This window comes from Aeromicrobium sp. Leaf272 (genome assembly GCF_001422865.1).
GTDB lineage: Bacteria > Actinomycetota > Actinomycetes > Propionibacteriales > Nocardioidaceae > Aeromicrobium.
This window is the reverse complement of the sequence record NZ_LMMY01000010.1, coordinates 296,041-313,613: the sequence shown is the minus strand read 5'-3', so window position 1 is coordinate 313,613 and position 17,573 is coordinate 296,041. Positions and strand designations below refer to the sequence as shown.

At 71.4% G+C, this 17,573-nt stretch carries 16 protein-coding genes; 7 read left to right on the top strand and 9 right to left on the bottom strand.

Annotated features, from left to right (window positions below; all coding sequences use genetic code 11):
- The first annotated feature begins 52 nt into the window (after positions 1 to 52).
- The 7 genes from ASF38_RS06740 to ASF38_RS06710 are packed head-to-tail and all read left to right on the top strand — an operon-like array spanning position 53 to position 7,446.
- Positions 53 to 1,618 carry an ABC transporter ATP-binding protein gene (locus tag ASF38_RS06740; protein ID WP_055969276.1) on the top strand — a complete coding sequence of 522 codons (1,566 nt, stop codon included), beginning with the start codon at positions 53 to 55 and terminating at the stop codon, positions 1,616 to 1,618.
- Positions 1,615 to 2,733 (top strand): ABC transporter permease, encoded by a 1,119-nt coding sequence (locus ASF38_RS06735; RefSeq protein ID WP_056574607.1) that lies wholly within the window; start codon positions 1,615 to 1,617, stop codon positions 2,731 to 2,733. Before ASF38_RS06740 ends, ASF38_RS06735 begins: the two co-directional genes overlap by 4 nt.
- Positions 2,730 to 3,992 carry an ABC transporter permease gene (locus ASF38_RS06730; protein ID WP_055969269.1) on the top strand — a complete coding sequence of 421 codons (1,263 nt, stop codon included), beginning with the start codon at positions 2,730 to 2,732 and terminating at the stop codon, positions 3,990 to 3,992. The genes ASF38_RS06735 and ASF38_RS06730 overlap by 4 nt, the downstream gene beginning before the upstream one ends.
- Positions 3,992 to 4,465: a cytidine deaminase gene (locus ASF38_RS17120; RefSeq protein WP_156364670.1), complete on the top strand. Its 474-nt coding sequence runs from the start codon at positions 3,992 to 3,994 to the stop codon at positions 4,463 to 4,465. The genes ASF38_RS06730 and ASF38_RS17120 overlap by 1 nt, the downstream gene beginning before the upstream one ends.
- The gene (locus ASF38_RS06720) at positions 4,462 to 5,655 is read left to right on the top strand and encodes a cytochrome P450 (RefSeq protein ID WP_235492866.1); all 1,194 of its coding nucleotides are present in this window, start codon (positions 4,462 to 4,464) and stop codon (positions 5,653 to 5,655) included. The genes ASF38_RS17120 and ASF38_RS06720 overlap by 4 nt, the downstream gene beginning before the upstream one ends.
- Positions 5,652 to 6,971, top strand: a complete 1,320-nt coding sequence (locus ASF38_RS06715) for a thymidine phosphorylase (RefSeq protein WP_056574605.1) — start codon at positions 5,652 to 5,654, stop codon at positions 6,969 to 6,971. The genes ASF38_RS06720 and ASF38_RS06715 overlap by 4 nt, the downstream gene beginning before the upstream one ends.
- 10 nt (positions 6,972 to 6,981) lie before the next feature.
- Positions 6,982 to 7,446 (top strand): MaoC family dehydratase, encoded by a 465-nt coding sequence (locus ASF38_RS06710; RefSeq protein ID WP_056574602.1) that lies wholly within the window; start codon positions 6,982 to 6,984, stop codon positions 7,444 to 7,446.
- Between the two features lie 741 nt (positions 7,447 to 8,187).
- Here ASF38_RS06710 and ASF38_RS06705 read toward each other — a convergent pair.
- From ASF38_RS06705 to ASF38_RS06665, 9 genes are all read right to left on the bottom strand, one after another.
- Complete coding sequence (locus ASF38_RS06705) at positions 8,188 to 9,075, bottom strand: aldehyde dehydrogenase family protein (protein ID WP_056574599.1); 888 nt, start codon at positions 9,073 to 9,075, stop codon at positions 8,188 to 8,190.
- The gene (locus ASF38_RS06700) at positions 9,075 to 10,529 is read right to left on the bottom strand and encodes an aldehyde dehydrogenase family protein (protein WP_056574597.1); all 1,455 of its coding nucleotides are present in this window, start codon (positions 10,527 to 10,529) and stop codon (positions 9,075 to 9,077) included. The genes ASF38_RS06705 and ASF38_RS06700 overlap by 1 nt, the downstream gene beginning before the upstream one ends.
- Before the next feature lie 49 nt (positions 10,530 to 10,578).
- Positions 10,579 to 11,571: a deoxyribose-phosphate aldolase gene (gene deoC / locus ASF38_RS06695; protein WP_056574594.1), complete on the bottom strand. Its 993-nt coding sequence runs from the start codon at positions 11,569 to 11,571 to the stop codon at positions 10,579 to 10,581.
- A 106-nt stretch (positions 11,572 to 11,677) separates the two neighbouring features.
- A complete protein-coding gene (locus ASF38_RS06690; RefSeq protein WP_055969251.1) occupies positions 11,678 to 12,664 on the bottom strand; it encodes a substrate-binding domain-containing protein in 987 nt (328 codons plus the stop codon).
- A complete protein-coding gene (locus tag ASF38_RS06685; RefSeq protein WP_164468832.1) occupies positions 12,661 to 13,692 on the bottom strand; it encodes an ABC transporter permease in 1,032 nt (343 codons plus the stop codon). Before ASF38_RS06685 ends, ASF38_RS06690 begins: the two co-directional genes overlap by 4 nt.
- Complete coding sequence (locus ASF38_RS06680; RefSeq protein WP_082480519.1) at positions 13,689 to 15,179, bottom strand: sugar ABC transporter ATP-binding protein; 1,491 nt, start codon at positions 15,177 to 15,179, stop codon at positions 13,689 to 13,691. Before ASF38_RS06680 ends, ASF38_RS06685 begins: the two co-directional genes overlap by 4 nt.
- 8 nt (positions 15,180 to 15,187) lie before the next feature.
- The gene (gene rbsD, locus ASF38_RS06675; RefSeq protein WP_056574591.1) at positions 15,188 to 15,592 is read right to left on the bottom strand and encodes a D-ribose pyranase; all 405 of its coding nucleotides are present in this window, start codon (positions 15,590 to 15,592) and stop codon (positions 15,188 to 15,190) included.
- Entirely contained in the window at positions 15,592 to 16,551 is a 960-nt protein-coding gene (locus tag ASF38_RS06670; RefSeq protein ID WP_056574588.1) for a ribokinase, read from the bottom strand. Before ASF38_RS06670 ends, rbsD begins: the two co-directional genes overlap by 1 nt.
- On the bottom strand, positions 16,548 to 17,561 hold the full coding sequence (locus tag ASF38_RS06665) for a LacI family DNA-binding transcriptional regulator (RefSeq protein WP_056574585.1): 1,014 nt from the start codon (positions 17,559 to 17,561) through the stop codon (positions 16,548 to 16,550). The genes ASF38_RS06670 and ASF38_RS06665 overlap by 4 nt, the downstream gene beginning before the upstream one ends.
- Positions 17,562 to 17,573: the final 12 nt, after the last annotated feature.

Here is a 17,573-nt window from a genome sequence, read left to right as displayed (position 1 = left end):
CCTGCTCCATCCCTCCGGCCCCGCGGCCGGACCCGCCTCTGAGGAGTGCTGCGTGACCACGTCCGTCCCCGACGAGACCACCGACCTCGATCCCGGGGCGGGCGACGTCGTCGTCCGGCTGCGCGGCATCGGCAAGACGTTCCCCGGTGTCATCGCCAACCACGACATCGACATCGACGTGCGACGGGGGACCGTGCACGCGATCGTCGGCGAGAACGGTGCCGGCAAGTCGACGCTCATGAAGATCCTCTACGGCGTCCAGAAGCCGGACTCCGGGACGATCGAGGTGCACGGCAAGCCGGTCGAGCTCTCGTCCCCGTCCGACGCGATCGCCGCCGGCGTGGGCATGGTGTTCCAGCACTTCATGCTCGCCGACAACTTCACCGTGCTCGAGAACGTCGTGCTGGGCGCGGAGAAGCTGCACGGCATCGGCGACGCCGCACGCGCGGAGATCCGGCGCATCTCCGAGGCCTACGGGCTCGACGTCGACCCCGACGCCCTCGTGGAGGACCTCGGCGTCGGTGCACGCCAGCGCATCGAGATCCTCAAGGTGCTGTACCGCGGCGCCTCCGTGATCATCCTCGACGAGCCGACCGCCGTCCTCGTGCCGCAGGAGGTCGACGAGCTGTTCGAGAACCTGCGCGAGCTCAAGGCGGAGGGCCTCGCGGTCATCTTCATCTCCCACAAGCTCGACGAGGTGCTGTCGGTCGCCGACACGGTCACCGTCGTCCGTCGGGGCACCACCGTCGAGACGCGTCCGGCCGCCGGCGTCACGTCGCGTCAGCTGGCCGAGCTCATGGTCGGCTCGGAGCTGCCGAGCCCCAGCACCGAGACGTCCACCGTGACCGACCAGCCGGTCCTGGAGGTCCGCGACCTCGGACTTCCCGCGCCGGCGGGGTCGGGTAGGCCGCTCCTGGCCGACATCGACCTGACGATCCACCGCGGCGAGATCCTCGGCATCGCAGGCGTGGAGGGCAACGGCCAGGCCGAGCTGGTCGAGGCCGTCATGGGCATGCGTCCGGGTGCCACCGGCAGCATCGCGCTCAACGGTGACGACCTGGCCGGCCGGTCCACGCGGCTGCGCCGCGAGGCCGGCATCGGCTACATCCCCGAGGACCGGCACCGGCACGGGCTCCTGCTCGACGCCCCGCTGTGGGAGAACCGGGTGCTCGGCCACCAGACGCGCGAGCCCAACGTCAAGGGTCCGTTCATCGACCGCGCCGGTGCCCGTCAGGACACCCAGCGCATCGTCGACGCCTACGACGTCCGCACCCCTGGCATCGACACGCTGGCCCGCGCCCTGTCCGGCGGCAACCAGCAGAAGCTCATCATCGGTCGCGAGATGACGGGCGAGCCGAGCCTGCTCGTCGCCTCGCACCCCACCCGCGGCGTCGACGTCGGCGCCCAGGCGGCGATCTGGGACCACATCAAGCAGGCACGGCGCGACGGTCTGGCGGTGCTGCTGATCTCGGCCGACCTCGACGAGCTGATCGGCCTCTCGGACACCATCCGGGTGATCCTGCGCGGTCGCCTGGTCGGCACGTTCGACCCCGCCACCGTCACCCCCCAGCAGCTGGGCTCGGCCATGACCGGTGCCGACGAAGGAGGTCCGGCATGACCGACCAGCGACTCAAGCGCATCGCCCTCGCGGCGGCCGCGCCCGTCCTCGCCCTCGTGGCGGCGTTCCTCATCACGAGCCTGGTGCTCGTCGTGGCCGGCGACTCCGTCGGTGGTGTGTGGGGCCAGATCCTCAGCGTGCCCGAGGCACGCGGGCTCACCAACATCGTCAACGCGGCCACCGTCTACTACCTGTCGGGCGTGGCGGTGGCCATCGGCTTCCGGATGAACCTGTTCAACATCGGCGTCGACGGCCAGTACCGCGTGGCGTCGTTCGCCGCCGCGGTCGTGGCCGGCGAGGCGTGGCTGCCCGGCTGGCTCAACACGGCCGCCGCGATCCTCGCCGCGATGCTGGTGGGTGCGGCCTGGGCCGGCATCGCCGGGCTCCTGCGCGTCACGCGCGGCGTCTCGGAGGTGATCTCCACGATCATGCTCAACGCGATCGCGACCGCCCTCGTGGCCTTCATGTTGCGCAAGGCGGCCGTGAGCGACCCGGGCTCCAACATCGTGGCCACCAAGGAGATCCCGGAGCGCAGCCGGATCCCCGGCTTCACGCTCTTCCCCGGGGCGCCGAACCAGGTCTACGGGTTCGTGTTCCTCGCGATCCTCGTGGGTGTCGCGTACTGGCTCGTCATCAACAAGACCCGGTTCGGCTTCGACCTGCGGGCCACCGGCCTCTCCGAGAGCGCCGCGGTGGCCTCCGGCATCGACGTCAAGAAGATGGTCCTCGTCTCGATGCTGCTGTCCGGTGCGGCGGCGGGCCTCGTGGGTCTGCCGATCCTGTTCGGCGAGGCCTTCGCGTACGGCTCGACCTTCCAGTCGGGCCTCGGCTTCGCGGGCATCGCGATCGCGCTGCTGGGTCGCAACCACCCGATCGGCATCGCGCTCGGCGCACTGCTGTTCGCCTTCCTGGACGAGCAGTCCAACCCGCTGCAGATCCTGCTCGACGTCTCGCCCGACATCGTCAAGATCACGCAGGGGACGATCGTGCTGACCGTCGTCATCGCCTACGAGGTGGTGCGTCGCTACGGTGTGCGCCTCGAGCAGCGCCAGGTGGCCGCGACCCTCGACGACGACAGACCGACCGGCCCCACGACGGAAGGAGTGAGTCGATGAGCATCGCGACTCCACCGGTCGGCGGCGCGCCGACGGCTCCCGCGACGAGGTCGCGGATCACGTTCCCGGTGGTGCTGCTCGGCATCGCGGGTCTGCTGCTGCTGTTCTCCGCGCTGCGGGTGATCACCGGAGCCGACGACCTCAACTCCTCGGGCACGCTGCGCGCGACCCTCGTGGCAGCGGTGCCGATCGGTCTGGCCGGCCTGGGCGGCCTGTGGGCCGAGCGCGCGGGCGTGGTGAACATCGGCCTCGAGGGCATGATGATCCTCGGCACCTTCGGCGCCGGCTACTACGGCTACTTCGTGGGTCCCTGGTGGGGCGTGCTGGGTGCCATCGGCTTCGGCGCCCTGGGCGGGCTGCTGCACGCCGTGGCCACCGTCATCTTCGGCGTCGACCACATCGTCTCCGGCGTCGCGATCAACATCATCGCGCTCGGCGCCGTGCAGTACCTCGCGGTGCTCGCGTTCACGGGCGTGCCCGGCGGTGGTCAGACGCAGTCGCCGCGCATCGACGACCTGCCGAGCATCACCATCAGTGCGCTCGCCGACCCGCTCGGCGACCTCGAGGCCAAGAACTGGTTCTTCCTGTCCGACCTGGCCGCGCTCCTGCGTGCCCTCGTGTCGAACCTCAACGTGCTCACGCTCATCGCGCTCGCCCTGTTCGTGCTCACCTGGTACCTGCTGTGGCGGACCCGGTTCGGCCTGCGGCTGCGCTCGGTGGGCGAGAGCCCGGCGGCGGCGGAGTCGCTCGGCGTGAACGTCATCCGCTACAAGTTCGTCGCCGTGGTCACCTCCGGTGCGTTCGCGGGTCTGGCCGGCGGGTTCCTGGCGCTCGTGGCGGCCAACGGCTTCCGCGACGGACAGACCGGCGGTCGCGGCTACATCGGCCTGGCCGCCATGATCTTCGGCAACTGGCGTCCCGGCGGCCTGCTGGCCGGCGCCGGCCTGTTCGGCTACACCGACACGCTGCGCCTGCGCGGCGGTGGCGACACGATCCACGGGCTGCTGCTGCTCGTCGCCGTCGGCCTCGTGGCGCTGGCCATCTGGCAGTGGCGCCAGCACGGACGTCGGTCGTCCCTCGTGGCGGCGCTCCTGGGCGTCGTCGTGGCCGGCTGGTACTTCCTGACCAGCTCGGTCCCGGAGGACCTCACCGGCATGACGCCGTACCTCACCACGCTGCTCGTGCTGGCGCTGTTCTCCCAACGCCTGCGCATGCCGGCCGCGGACGGCAAGCCGTACCGCAAGGGGAGTGCGGGCTAGTGGCCGAATCGTTCGGTCTCGGCATCAGCACCGCCGACGACCCCGTCGACTGGGGCGCCCTCACGAGGTACGCCACCGAGGTCATGCAGCGCGCCTACGCCCCGTACTCGCACTACAAGGTCGGTGTGGCCGGCCTGGTCGACGACGGCCGGGTGGTGCTCGGCTGCAACGTCGAGAACGCGGCCTACGGCGTGGCCCTGTGCGCCGAGTGCGGCATGGTCTCCGCGCTGCACGCCACGGGCGGTGGCCGTCTGGTCGCGGTCGCGTGCGTGGACGGCGAGGGCCGTCCGCTCATGCCGTGCGGCCGGTGCCGTCAGCTCCTGTGGGAGAACGGAGGTCCGGCCATGCAACTGCTCACCGCCTCGGGCGTGCGGACCATGGACGAGGTCCTGCCCGATGCGTTCGGTGCTGATGATCTCGCCTCCGGCGAGGGGGCCGACGACCGCGCTCCCGGTCAGGGGGGCGAGGAGTGACGGTCGTCCCCGACCTCACCAGCCCCGACCTGCTCGACGACCCGTACCCGTTGCTGGCCCGGTGGCGCGCCGCCGGGCCGATGCTGCGGTCGGAGCGGGAGGGTCGATGGGTGGCCACCACCCACGCGGCGGTGAGCGCCGTGCTGCGCAACCGCAGCCTCGGTCGGCTCTGGACGGACTGGGAGCCCTCCGAGCAGATGGAGCCGTTCAACACGCTGCACCGCAACCAGCTCATGGAGAACGAGCCCCCGGAGCACACCCGCATGCGTCGGCTGCTGGCCGGTGCGTTCTCCCGCGGCCACGTGGAGCGGATGGGCCCGCGCATCGAGGTGCTCGCCGACGAGATGCTCGACGACCTCGCCGACGACCTCCGTGCGGGTCGGCCCGTCGACCTGCTGGCGCGCTACGCCGAGCCCATGCCGGTGTTCGTCATAGCCGACCTGCTCGGTGTGCCGCGTGAGGACCACGAGCGGCTGCGCGACTGGTCCCAGGCCATCGTGCACATGTACGAGCAGGGTGTCGGCGACGACGTCCGCGCCGCGGCCGTGACGGCCAGCAGCGAGTTCGCCGCCTACGTGCGCGAGGTCGTCGAGCTGCGCCGCCGGGAGCCGGGCGACGACCTCGTCAGCGACCTGGTCAGGGAGCGGCAGGACGGGAAGGGCTTCAGCGACGACGAGCTCGTGGCGACCGTGGTCCTCCTGCTCAACGCCGGCCACGAGGCGTCGGTCAACGTGTTCGGCAACGGCATGCACGCGCTGCTGTCGCACCGCGACCAGCTGGCCCGGGTCACCGGGGGTGAGGTCAGCGTGGCCACCGCGCTCGAGGAGCTCATCCGCTACGACGCCCCTCTGCAGATGTTCGAGCGGACGGCCACCACCGACGTCGAGGTCGCGGGCGTGACCGTCCGTGCGGGTGAGACGGTGGCCTGCCTCATGGGCTCGGCCAACCGCGACGCCGACGTGTTCGAGCGGGCCGACGACTTCGACGTCGCGCGCGACCCCAACCCCCACGTCGGCTTCGGCATGGGCCTGCACTTCTGCCTGGGCGCGCCGCTCGCGCGCGTCGAGCTCGAGATCACCGTCCGACGGCTCCTCGAGCGCTTCCCCACGATCGCGCTCACCGGCGTCGCCCCGCGGCGGCCCACCTGGGTGCTGCGCGGCTACGAGTCCCTCGAGGTGACCCTGACATGAGCCAGACCCCGCCCCCCTCCGGCACCGAGCGCTTCGACGCCCCTGCGGTCATCGCGGCCAAGCGCGACCGGCACGCCCTCACCGACGAGCAGATCGACTGGGTGGTCGACGCCTACACCCGCGGGGTGGTGGCACCGGAGCAGATGTCGGCCCTGGCCATGGCGATCCTGCTGAACGGCATGGACCGGCGCGAGATCGCCCGATGGACGAACGCCATGATCGCCAGCGGCGAGCGGATGGACTTCTCGTCCCTCAGCCGTCCGACCGCGGACAAGCACTCCACGGGCGGTGTGGGGGACAAGATCACCCTCCCGCTCGCCCCGCTCGTCGCGGCGTGCGGCGTGGCCGTGCCGCAGCTCTCGGGCCGCGGGCTCGGGCACACCGGCGGCACGCTCGACAAGCTCGAGTCGATCCCCGGATGGCGCGCCGCGCTCAGCAACGAGGAGATGCTCGCGCAGCTGGAGGACGTCGGCGCCGTCATCTGCGCGGCCGGCACGGGCCTGGCGCCCGCGGACAAGAAGCTCTACGCCCTGCGCGACGTGACCGGCACCGTCGAGGCGATCCCGCTCATCGCCAGCTCGATCATGAGCAAGAAGATCGCCGAGGGCACCGGCGCGCTCGTGCTCGACGTGAAGGTCGGGTCGGGCGCGTTCATGAAGACCGAGGAGAACGCGCGCGAGCTGGCCGAGACGATGGTGGCGCTGGGCACCGACGCAGGCGTGACCACCGTGGCGCTGCTGACCGACATGTCCACCCCGCTCGGCCTCACCGCGGGCAACGCGCTCGAGGTCCGCGAGTCGGTCGAGGTCCTCGCCGGGGGCGGGCCTTCCGACGTCGTGGACCTCACGCTCGCCCTGGCCCGCGAGATGCTGGCGGCGGCCGGACGCACCGACGTCGACCCGGCCGACGCCCTGGCCGACGGTCGCGCGATGGACGCCTGGCGGCGCATGATCTCCGCCCAAGGTGGCGACCCCGACGCTCCGCTCCCCACGGCCCGCGAGACGCACGTGGTGACTGCCGAGTCCGACGGCGTCCTCACGACCCTGGACGCGTTCGGCGTCGGCGTCTCGGCGTGGCGTCTCGGCGCGGGTCGGTCCCGTCCGGGGGAGGACGTGCAGGCCGGTGCCGGCATCGAGCTGCACGCCAAGCCGGGCGACGAGGTTCGTGCCGGTGCGCCCCTGATGACCCTGCACACCGACACGCCCGAACGCTTCGAGCGCGCGCTCGAGGCGCTCGAGGGCGCGGTGCGGGTCGAGGCCACCGCGTCGGGCGTCGGCGGCGCGTCCGCGGATGTGGTCATCGACCGGATTGGTTAGGGTCGACTGCATGCGTGTGCTCAACGACCGTCACGAGGTCGCCGGGTCCGTGGGTGACGAGCTGGGCGTGAGCGAGTGGGTCCAGATCTCCCAGGAGCGGATCGACCTCTTCGCCGACGCGACCGGCGACCGTCAGTGGATCCACGTCGATCCCGAGCGGGCGGCCGAGGGACCGTTCGGCACCACGATCGCCCACGGCTACCTGACGTTGTCGCTGCTGCCCTTCCTGGGCGCCCAGGTCTACGCCTTCGCCGGCGACGTCGCGCGGGTGAACTACGGCCTCAACAAGGTGCGGTTCATGACGCCGGTGGTCGTCGGCTCGAAGCTGCGCAACCGCGTGACGGTGCTGGACGTCCAGGACGTCGAGCGCGGCCAGCAGGTGACCCTGCGCCACCAGATCGAGATCAAGGGCAAGGACAAGCCGGCGTGCGTCGCCGAGACCGTCACCGTCCTCATCGAGGCCAACGGCGCCTGAGCGGTCGTCCGCACGGGGGCCGTGGGGCGGCTGCTGCGTCGCTTCGGTTGGGCGTTCGCTCGGTGCTGCGCTGACTCGGTCTGAGCTTCGCTGCGTGTTGTGCTGACTCGTCTGGGCGTTCGATCGGTGCTGCGCTGGCTCGGCTGGGCCTTCGCTCGGTGCTGCGTCGCTGTGGCTGCGACTGGACCTGCGTTCCGAAAGGGCCTCGACCGGCGGATGGGTCCGGGTTCGGGTGGGCTCTCGGGGGGTGGCCCGGGGGACGCAGGATTCTGCGTTGGTGCATGAAGGGGCGAAGGATGCTGCGTTGGTGGTCGGATCCCGTGGTGAACGCAGCATCGTTCGGGTTTCTGCACGTGAAGGCAGAATCCTGCGTCCGCAGGGGGCATCTCGTGCGTCGGGTGGGCAGGGATTCTCCCTTTGCGTGGGACGGTCCACGAGAAGGGAGAATTACTGCCCGTACAGGGTCCTTTTCGTCGCCACGATGCTTCCTTCGTGAGGCACGGTCCACGAGAAGGAAGCATCGTGGGTGGATCACGCGCAGATGGAGAATCGTGGCCGCGCACCGCAGACCCAGCCGGGACGAGACCGCTCCGGTCGAGGCCCTTTCGGAGATCACCCCGACGCGAGCCACAGCGACGCAGCAGCGAGTGAAGGCCCACCGGCAGCGACGCACCAGCAGGCGGAAGCCCGAACGAGGCCGCGCAGCCCCGGTCAGGACTCAGCCGGAGGACGCGACGAACGTCAGTACGCCGACCCACCCGCCAGCGACACGGCGCCCACGGGGTGCCAGACGGTCTTGATCTCCAGGAACGCGCGCAGGCGGGCGGTGCCGGGGGCGGCGGTGAAGTCGGGCTCGCGGCGGGGGGAGTAGACCCGCTTCACGGTGCCCGACGCCGACCGCTCCAGCTCCACACGGTCGTCGGCCGTCATGCCGGTGAGGTCGAGACCGTTGACGTCGGCGTGGCTCGCGAGCCAGGGCATCATCTCGGCAGCCCGGCCGGTGAGCACGTTCACGACGCCGGCGGGCACGTCGCTCGTGGCGAGGACCTCGGCGAAGGTGACGGCGACCGTCGGGTCGGCCTCGGACGCCACGACGACCACGCTGTTGCCGCCGGCGAGCACGGGCAGCACGGCCGCCACGAGGGGCAGCAGGGCCGACGTCGGCGACGCCGCGATGGCCACGACGCCGGTGGGCTCGGGTGCGGAGTAGCTGAAGTACGGGCCCGACACAGCGTTGGCGCCACCGAAGACGGCGGGCAGCTTGTCGGTCCAGCCGGCGAAGTGCACGACGCGGTCGATCGACGCGTCGACCTCGGCGCGCGCCTGGGCCGCGGTCGCGCCACGGCTCTGGACGATGAGGTCGACGAGCTCGGCCCGGCGGGCCTCGAGCATCTCGGCCACGCGGTACAGCACCTGGCCGCGGTTGTAGGGCGTGGCGCCGGCCCACTTCGAGAACCCGGACCGGGCGGCGACGACGGCGTTGCGGGCGTCCTTGCGGGAGGCGAGGGCGGCGTTGGCCATGAGCGACCCCTTCTGGTCGTGCACCTGGTAGGTACGGCCGGACTCCGAGCGCGGGAACGCGCCACCGATGTACAGCTTGTAGGTCTTGGCGACGGACAGTCGTGCCATCAGAGTGCTCCCTCGTCGTCGGTGTCGAGGTAGGCCGCCATGCCGGCGGTGCCGCCCTCGCGTCCGAAGCCGGACTCGCCGTAGCCGCCGAACGAGGCGGTGGGGTCGAACTTGTTGAACGTGTTGTCCCAGACGACGCCGGCCTTCAGGCCTGCCGCCATGCCCATGGCGCGCGAGCCCTTCTCGGTCCAGACGCCGGCCGACAGGCCGTACGGCGTGTTGTTGGCCTTCGCGAGCGCCTCCTCGGGCGTGCGGAAGGTCAGCGTCGTGAGCACCGGGCCGAAGATCTCCTCGCGGGCCACGCGCATCGACGCGGTGGCGTCGGTGAACACCGTGGGGGCCACGAACCAGCCCTTCTCCGGGAGCGCGCAGCTGCTCGTCCACACCGTGGCGCCCTCGTCGGCGCCGACCTGGGCGAGGTTCGTGATCTTGTCGTACTGCATCTGGGAGTTCACGGCGCCCACGTCGGTGTTCTTGTCGAGCGGGTCACCGACGCGCAGCGTCTCGATGCGCCTCTTGAGCTTCTCGACGACCTCGTCGGCCACGGACTCCTGCACGAGCAGGCGTGAGCCGGCGCAGCAGACCTGGCCCTGGTTGAAGAAGATGCCCGACACGATGCCGTCGACGGCCTGGTCCACGGCGGCGTCGGCGAACACGATGTTCGCGCCCTTGCCGCCGAGCTCGAGGGTGAGCTTCTTGCCGGTGCCGGCCAGCTCGGACTGGATGCGCTTGCCGACGGGCGTGGAGCCCGTGAACGCGACCTTGTCGACGCCGGGGTGGTTGACGATGGCGCTGCCCACGTCGCCGGCACCGGGGACGATGTTGACGACGCCGGGCGGCAGCTCGGCGTCCGCGAGGATCTCGGCGAGGATGAGTGCCGTGACGGGCGTCGTCTCGGCCGGCTTGAGCACGACGGTGTTGCCGGCGGCCAGCGCAGGGGCGATCTTCCACGCGGCCATGAGCAGCGGGAAGTTCCACGGGATGACCTGGCCGGCCACGCCGAGCGGGCGCGGGGCGGGACCGAGCCCGAGGTGACCGAGCTTGTCGGCCCAGCCGGCGTGGTGGAAGAAGTGCTGGGCGGCGGTCGGGACGTCGAAGTCGCGGGTCTCGCGGATCGGCTTGCCGTTGTCGAGCGACTCGGCCACGGCCAGCTCGCGCGCACGCTCGGCGATGGCGCGGGCGATGCGGAACAGGTACTTGCCGCGCTCGGCCCCGCCCATGCGCGACCAGGGGCCGTCGTAGGCCTTGCGGGCTGCGGCCACCGCGCGGTCGACGTCGGCCGCCGTCGCCGTGCTGACGGTGGTCAGCGGCTCGCGGGTGGCGGGGTTGAGCGACGTCAGGTCGTCGCCGCCGCCGTCGACGAACTCGCCGGCGACGAACATCTGGTACCGCGGCTTGATCGCGGCGATCGCCGCCGACTCCGGGGCCGGGGCGTAGGTCAGGTCGAGATCCATGGGGCTGCTCATCTCTTCGGGTGGTGCTGGGCGGCGGACGGACGCATGGTCAGTCGACGCTCACGTAGCGGGGGCCGCTGTAGTGGCCGTTGGTCTGGGTGCGGCGCTGCATCAGCAGGTCGTTGACGACGCCGGAGGCGCCGAAGCGGAACCAGTGCGGGTCGAGCCACTGCGGGCCGGCGACCTCGTGGACGGCGACGAGGTAGGCGATCGCGTCCTTGGTGGTGCGGATGCCGCCCGCGGGCTTGACGGCGCGCTGGGCGCCGGTGAGGTCGTGCAGGTCGCGCACGGCCTGCAGCATCACGTGGGTGACGGGCAGGGTGGCGGCGGGGGAGATCTTGCCCGTCGAGGTCTTGATGAAGTCGCCACCGGCCATCAGGGCCAGCCACGACGCACGACGCACGTTGTCGTAGGTGGCGAGCTCGCCGGTCTCGAGGATCACCTTGAGCCGCGCCGAGCCGGCGGCCTCCTTCACCCGGGCGATCTGGTCGAACACCAGGCCGTAGTCGCCGGCGAGGAACGCACCACGGTCGATGACCATGTCGATCTCGTCGGCGCCGGCCTCGACGGCCAGGCGGGTGTCGGCGAGCTTGACCTCGATCGACGAACGCCCCGCCGGGAACGCCGTGGCCACCGACGCGACCTTGACGCCGGTGCCGGCGACCGCCTCGGCCGCGACGGCGACCATGTCGGGGTACACGCACACGGCCGCGGTCGACGGCGTGCCCTCGACCTCGCGGTCGGGGTTCACGGCCTTGCGGCACAGGGCCCGGACCTTGCCCGGGGTGTCCGCGCCCTCGAGCGTGGTCAGGTCGACCATCGAGATGGCGAGGTCGATCAGGGCCCGCTTGGTGTCCTTCTTGATGGAGCGCGTGGCCAGCTGGGCGGCCCGCGCCTCGACGCCGACGGGGTCGACGGCGGGCAGGCCGTCCAGGAACGTGCGCAGCGCCGCGGTGTCGGTGCCGCCGAGCCCGACGGCTGCGCGCAGCGTGCTCGGGGAGTCGGGGGCGGTCGGCGCGTCGGTGGTGGACGTCGGGGTCATGAGGTGTCCTTCCGGACGGTGGTGCGGGTGCGACAGCGGGGGTGCGACAGGGATGGGGCGGTGGTGGTCACCTCGACGTGACCACCACCGCCCGAGGGGCCAGCGGTCAGCCGATGTCCTTGCAGGTGTCGTCGTCGCCCTCGTCGGCGAGGAACGAGCAGAAGTCTGCCACCTGGTCCTTGGTGACCAGACGGCCCTGCAGGACGGTGTCCTTCTCCACGGTCTCACCGTTCGCGACCTTCAGGCTGATGCCGAGCACCTCCTTGCCGAGGACGAACGGCGACTCGGCGTGCGTGGAGTACATGGTGCCGTCCTCGATCGCCTTGAGGGCGTCACCGATGCCGTCGTTGCCGACGACCTTGACCTTGCCCGCGAGGCTGCGCGCCTTGAGGGCGGCGACGACGCCGAGCGCCATCTCGTCGTTCGCGGCGTAGACGCCGTCGATGTCGGAGTTGCCCTGGAGCACGTTGGTCATGACGTCGAGCGCCTTGCCGCGGTCGAAGTCGGCCGACTGCTTGGCCACGACCTCGATGTCGGGGTAGGCCTTGATGCCCTCGTTGAAGCCCTTGCTGCGGTCCTGGGCGACGTTGGTGCCCAGGATGCCCTGGATCTCCACGACCTTGCCCTTCTCGCCGATGGACTCCGCGAGGGACTTCGCGGCCTCCTTGCCGGCCTGCACGGCGTCGTAGCCGATGAAGCTCTCCAGCTCGCCGCTGTCGGGTGCGCGGTCGAAGGCCACGACGGGCACCTCGGCCTTGTTGGCCGCCTCGGTCATCGTGCCGCCGGACTCGCTGCCCACCGGGTCGATGATCAGCACGGACGGCTTCTTGGTGAGCGCCGTGGTGGTGGCGTTCAGCGCGGTCTGGTCGCTGTTGTTGGCGTTCTGGACGTCGAGGTCGACACCGGAGTCCTTCGCGGCCTCCTTGGCGCCGTCGACGACGGACACGAAGAACGGGTTGTTGAGCGTGCTGATGACGAGCGTGGCCTTGACCGACTCCTCGCCGGCGGCGTCGCCGCCTCGCCCGCAGGCTCCGAGCGACGTCGTCAGCGCGAGCGCCGCGGTGAGGGCGGCAGTCTTCTTCCAGGTGTTCACGGGGTTCCTCCAGTGGTGGTGGGTGAGGCGGTGTCCGCGTCGGCGCCCGAGCCAGGCCGTCGGGGACGGACCAGACGCGTGAGCGCCCGGACACGATCGGAGTTGCGATCCAGGAAGATCGCGAGCAGGATCACGAGACCCTTGACGACGCCCTGCAGGAACGGGGAGACGTCGAGCAGGTTGAGGCCGTTGTCGATGACGCCCAGCAGGAGGGCGCCGATGAGCGTGCCGACGAGGGCTCCGCGTCCGCCGGCCAGGCTCGTCCCGCCGATGATGACGGCGGCGATGGCGGCGAGCTCGAGCCCGCTGCCGGCCGTGGGCTGGGCGGTTCCGAGCCGCGCGGCCAGGATGAACCCGGCCGTCGAGGCGAGCAGGCCGCTGATGACGAACGCGAGGATCTTGACGCGGTGCACCTCGATGCCGGCCAGGCGCGCCGCGTCCTCGTTGTCGCCGACGGCGTAGACGTGGCGGCCGTAGCGCGAGCGGGAGAGCAGGAGCCCGAAGACGAGGAACGCGGCGAGCATGATCCACACCGGGTTCGGCACGCCGAGGATGCTCGACTGGCCGATCGCGAGGAACGCGTCGTTGTTGATGGAGACGGGGTTGCCCTGGCTCAGCTGCAGGGTGAGGCCCGCGAGCACCGACATCATCGCGAGGGTGGCGATGAACGACGGCATCCTCAGCTTGGTGACGAGCAGGCCGTTCACGAGGCCCGCCGCGGCGCCGACGCCCCAGCCGACCAGCAGCCCGACCACGAGTGGCTGGTCCTGCAGGGTGAAGGCGGTGACGATGCTCGAGATGCCGAGCACGGCGCCGACCGAGAGGTCGATCTCGGCGAGGATGATCACGTAGGTCTGGCCGGCGGCGAGCAGGGCCGTGACCGACGCGGCCAGCAGCACGTTCAGCAGGTTGTCGCCGGTGAGGAACAACGGGGTGGCGATGAACAGGATGAGGCCGACGAACAGGAGCATCCAGACCGCCCGCAGCTCTCGGTTCAGGGACGTGAGCCCCGAGGTGATCGTCTTCATGCTGCACTCTCCAATGCGTGCTCGAGCAGCTTCTGCTGGGTGAGGTCGTCGTCGGTGAGCTCGGCCACCACGTGGCCCTGTCGCATCACCAGGAGCCGGTCGGACATGGCGACCAGCTCGGGGAGGTCGGACGAGACGAGCACGACGGCGACTCCGGCCGCGGCCTGCTCGTTGATGATCCGGTAGATCTCGGCCTTGGCGCCGACGTCGACGCCGCGGGTGGGCTCCTCCATCATCAGCACCTTCGGGTGGGTCAGGACCCAGCCGCCGAACAGTGCCTTCTGCTGGTTCCCGCCCGACAGGCTGCCCACGGGAGCCGCCGGCGAGGCGGTGCGGATCGACAGCTGCTCGATGATGCGCGAGGTCTCGGCGCGCTCGCGGCCGCGGTTCACGTAGGGGCCGGTCGTGTAGCGCGAGAGGCTCGCCATCGAGATGTTGTCGGAGACCGACTGCTGAAGGCACAGGCCCTCGGCCTGACGGTCCGGCGGCACGTAGCCGATCCCGGCGTCGATGGCGGTCTGGGGCGCGGACGGCCGGTAGGCGGCCGAGCCGACGCTCACGGTCTCGGCGTCGGCCGGCACGAGGCCGAACAGGGCCCGCAGCACGCTGCCCTTGCCGCAGCCGAACACGCCGCCGATGCCGAGCACCTCGCCGGCCCTCACGTCGAAGGAGACGTCGGAGAAGTCCGGTCCCGCGAGGTTGCGCACGCTCAGCACGACCTCGTCGCGGGTGTGCGTCTCCTTGGGGTAGAAGTCGTCGATGGTGCGGCCGACCATGGCGGTCACGACGTCGTGCTCGGTGAGCTCGGCGGTGGCCGACTCCAGCGCCACGGCACCGTTGCGGAGCACGACCACGCGCTGCGACAGCCGGAAGACCTCCTCGAGGCGGTGGCTGATGTAGACGATCGCCACCCCGGAGGCGCGCAGCCGCTCGATCTGGGCGAAGAGCAGGTCGGACTCGTGCTCGTCGAGCGCGGCCGTCGGCTCGTCCAGGATCAGCAGACGGGCGTCGTGCCCGGCCGTCTTGGCCATCTCGAGCATCTGCATCTGGGCGACGGACAGCCGGTCGACGGTCGTGCTCGGGTCCACGTCGAGCCCGATGAGGTCGAGCAGCTCGCGTGCCTTCGCGGCCATCTTCCGCTTGTTGACGAACAGGCGGCCGAACTCGGCCTGCTCGTCGAGCGTGAACAGGTTCTCGGCCACTGTCAGGTGCGGGAAGATGTTCTGCCGGAACTCCTGGTAGATCACCTGGATGCCGTGGGCCATCGCGTCCTGCGGCCCGCCGAAGGAGGCCTCCTCGCCGTCGACCACGATGCGGCCGGCGTCGGGACGGTAGGCGCCCGAGACGATGCGGGTGAGCGTGGACTTGCCGGCGCCGTTCTCGCCGACGAGGGCCAGCACCTCACCGCCCTCGACGGTCAGGTCGATGCCGCGCAGCACCTCGGTCTCGCCGAAGCTCTTGTGGATGTCGTGCAGCTGGATGCGCATGGCCGGCCTCAGTACGCCACGCCGGCGTGCAGGATGACGTTGGCGTAGGGGGTGAACTCCCCCGAGCGCACGGCGGCGCGGGCCTCGTGGCTGCGGGCCTTGAGCTCCACGTGCGGCACCAGCGTGATCGGCACGTCCAGCGCCGCGAACCGCTCCTCGAGCGCGGCCAGCAGGTCGGGGCTGTGGTCGCGGATCTCCTCGGAGATCGTGGCGCCCTCCACGACCATCTCGTCGAGGACCGTGTCGAGCACGTCGAGGAAGGCCGGCAGGCCGGGGCGCACGGCGAGGTCGACGCGCTCGACGCCGAGCGGGATCGGCAGGCCGGCGTCGGTGACCACGACGAGGTCGGTGTGGCCGGTCTCGGAGATCACCCGCGAGAGCTGGCCGTTGAGGGTGGCGGAGTTCTTGCGCATCAGTGGGTCAGCTCCCGGGTCGTGGTGGTGTTCGAGGTGAGGAAGGCGTCGACGTCGGCGCCGGCCGGAAGGCTGGGCGAGGCGCCGCGTCGGGTGACCGCGAGCGCGCCGGCGGCCATGGCGCGGGGGAGTGCGGCGTCGAGCGAGAGCCCCGAGGCGAGACCCGCCCCGAGGTAGCCGGCGAACGCGTCGCCGGCTGCGGTCGTGTCGATCGCCTCGACCGCCGTCGCGGGGAAGTGGCGCGCGCCGTCGGCGTCGACGACCACCACGCCCTTGCTCGCGAGCGTGACGACGGCGTGGGCGACCCCGCGCTCGACGAACCAGCGGCCGGCGCGCTCGGCGGAGGCGATGTCGGTGACGGGGATGCCGGTGAGCGTCGTGGCCTCGGTCTCGTTGGGCGTCACCACGTCGAGCTCGGCCCACACGGCGTCGTCGAGCGGCGCAGCCGGAGCCGGGTCGAGCATGGCGATCATCCCGGCGGCGCGGGCGGCTCGGGTGGCGCGGACCATGACGTCGACGGGGGTCTCGAGCTGGGTGAGGAGCACCGAGGCGCGACCGGCAGCGGCCTGCACCCCGGCGTCGACGTCGGCGACGCCGAGGTGGGCGTTGGCGAGCGGCACCATGACGATGTCGTTCTCGCCGGAGGCGTCGACGCGGATGTGCGCGACGCCCGTGGGCCCGTCGACGACCCGGACGGCCGACACGTCGACGCCGTAGGACTCCAGACCGCCCCGGGTCAGCTCGGTGAACGCGTCGGTGCCCACGCAGCCGACCATCTGCGTGTCGGCGCCGGCGAGCGCGGCCGCCACGGCCTGGTTGGCGCCCTTGCCGCCGAGGACGAGGGTGAGGTCGTCACCGAGGATCGTCTCGCCGGGACGGGGCAGGCGCTGCGAGAAGGTCGTCACGTCGGCGGTGATGCTGCCGATGACGAGGACGCCGGACGGGGTGGACGGGCTCATGGGGTGGCGATGCTCCTGGGAGGGGTGGAGGTGGAGCCGCGCACGACGAGCTCGACGGGGAGCGTCAGGTGCGCGGTGGGCATCGGCTCGGTGGAGGTGAGCCGTGCGACGAGGAGGCGCGCCGCGGCGGCGCCCTCCTCCACGTCGGGGCGGGACACGACGGTGAGCGGCGGGTCCAGCAGGGTGGCGAGGGGGAGGTCGTCGAAGCCGACGACGGACAGCTCGTCGGGCACGCGGACGCCGAGGTCGCCCAGGGCGACGAGCGCGCCGGCGGTCATGAGGTTGTTGGCGATCACGACGGCGGTCGGGGGAGCGGCGTGCCGCCAGAGCGCCGTCATCTGCTCGCGGCCGCTCTCCTCGCGGAAGTCGCCGTACCGCACGAGCCCGTCCTCGACGGCGATGCCGTGCTCGGCGAGAGCCGCGAGGAACGCCTCGTGGCGCATCCGGCCCGGGGTCGAGTCGAGTCGACCGCTGATCGTGGCGATCCGCGTGTGGCCGAGGTCGACGAGGTGGTCGACGGCCTGCCGGATGCCGGCGGCGTTGTCGACGAGGACGCGGTCGACGTCGGGGCCGGTGGACGTCTCGCGGTCGACGAACACGAGCGGGATGCCGTGCTCGCCGAGCAGGTTCGGGATCTGGTCGTTCTCCGAGAGCGGCGCCATGATGAGGCCGTCGGTCCGCTGCGAGAGCTCGCGCACCAACGCCTCCTCGTGCTCGGCGTCCTCGTCGCTGTTGCCGAGGATGACCTGCAGGCCGTGCGGGCGGACCTCGCGCTCGATGCCCTTGACGAGTCCGGCGAAGAACGGGTTCGCGATGTCGGGGACGATCACGCCGATGGAGTGGTGGCGGCCGGACTTGAGGCTGCGCGCCACCTGGCTCGGTCGGTAGCCCAGCTCGTCGATGGCACGGCGGACGGCCTCCTCGCTGCGGATGCGCTGACCCGCGAGGTAGCGGGTCACCGAGGCGGTGGAGACACCGGCCGCCCGCGCGACGTCCTGGATGTTGGCCATGACCTGTCTTCC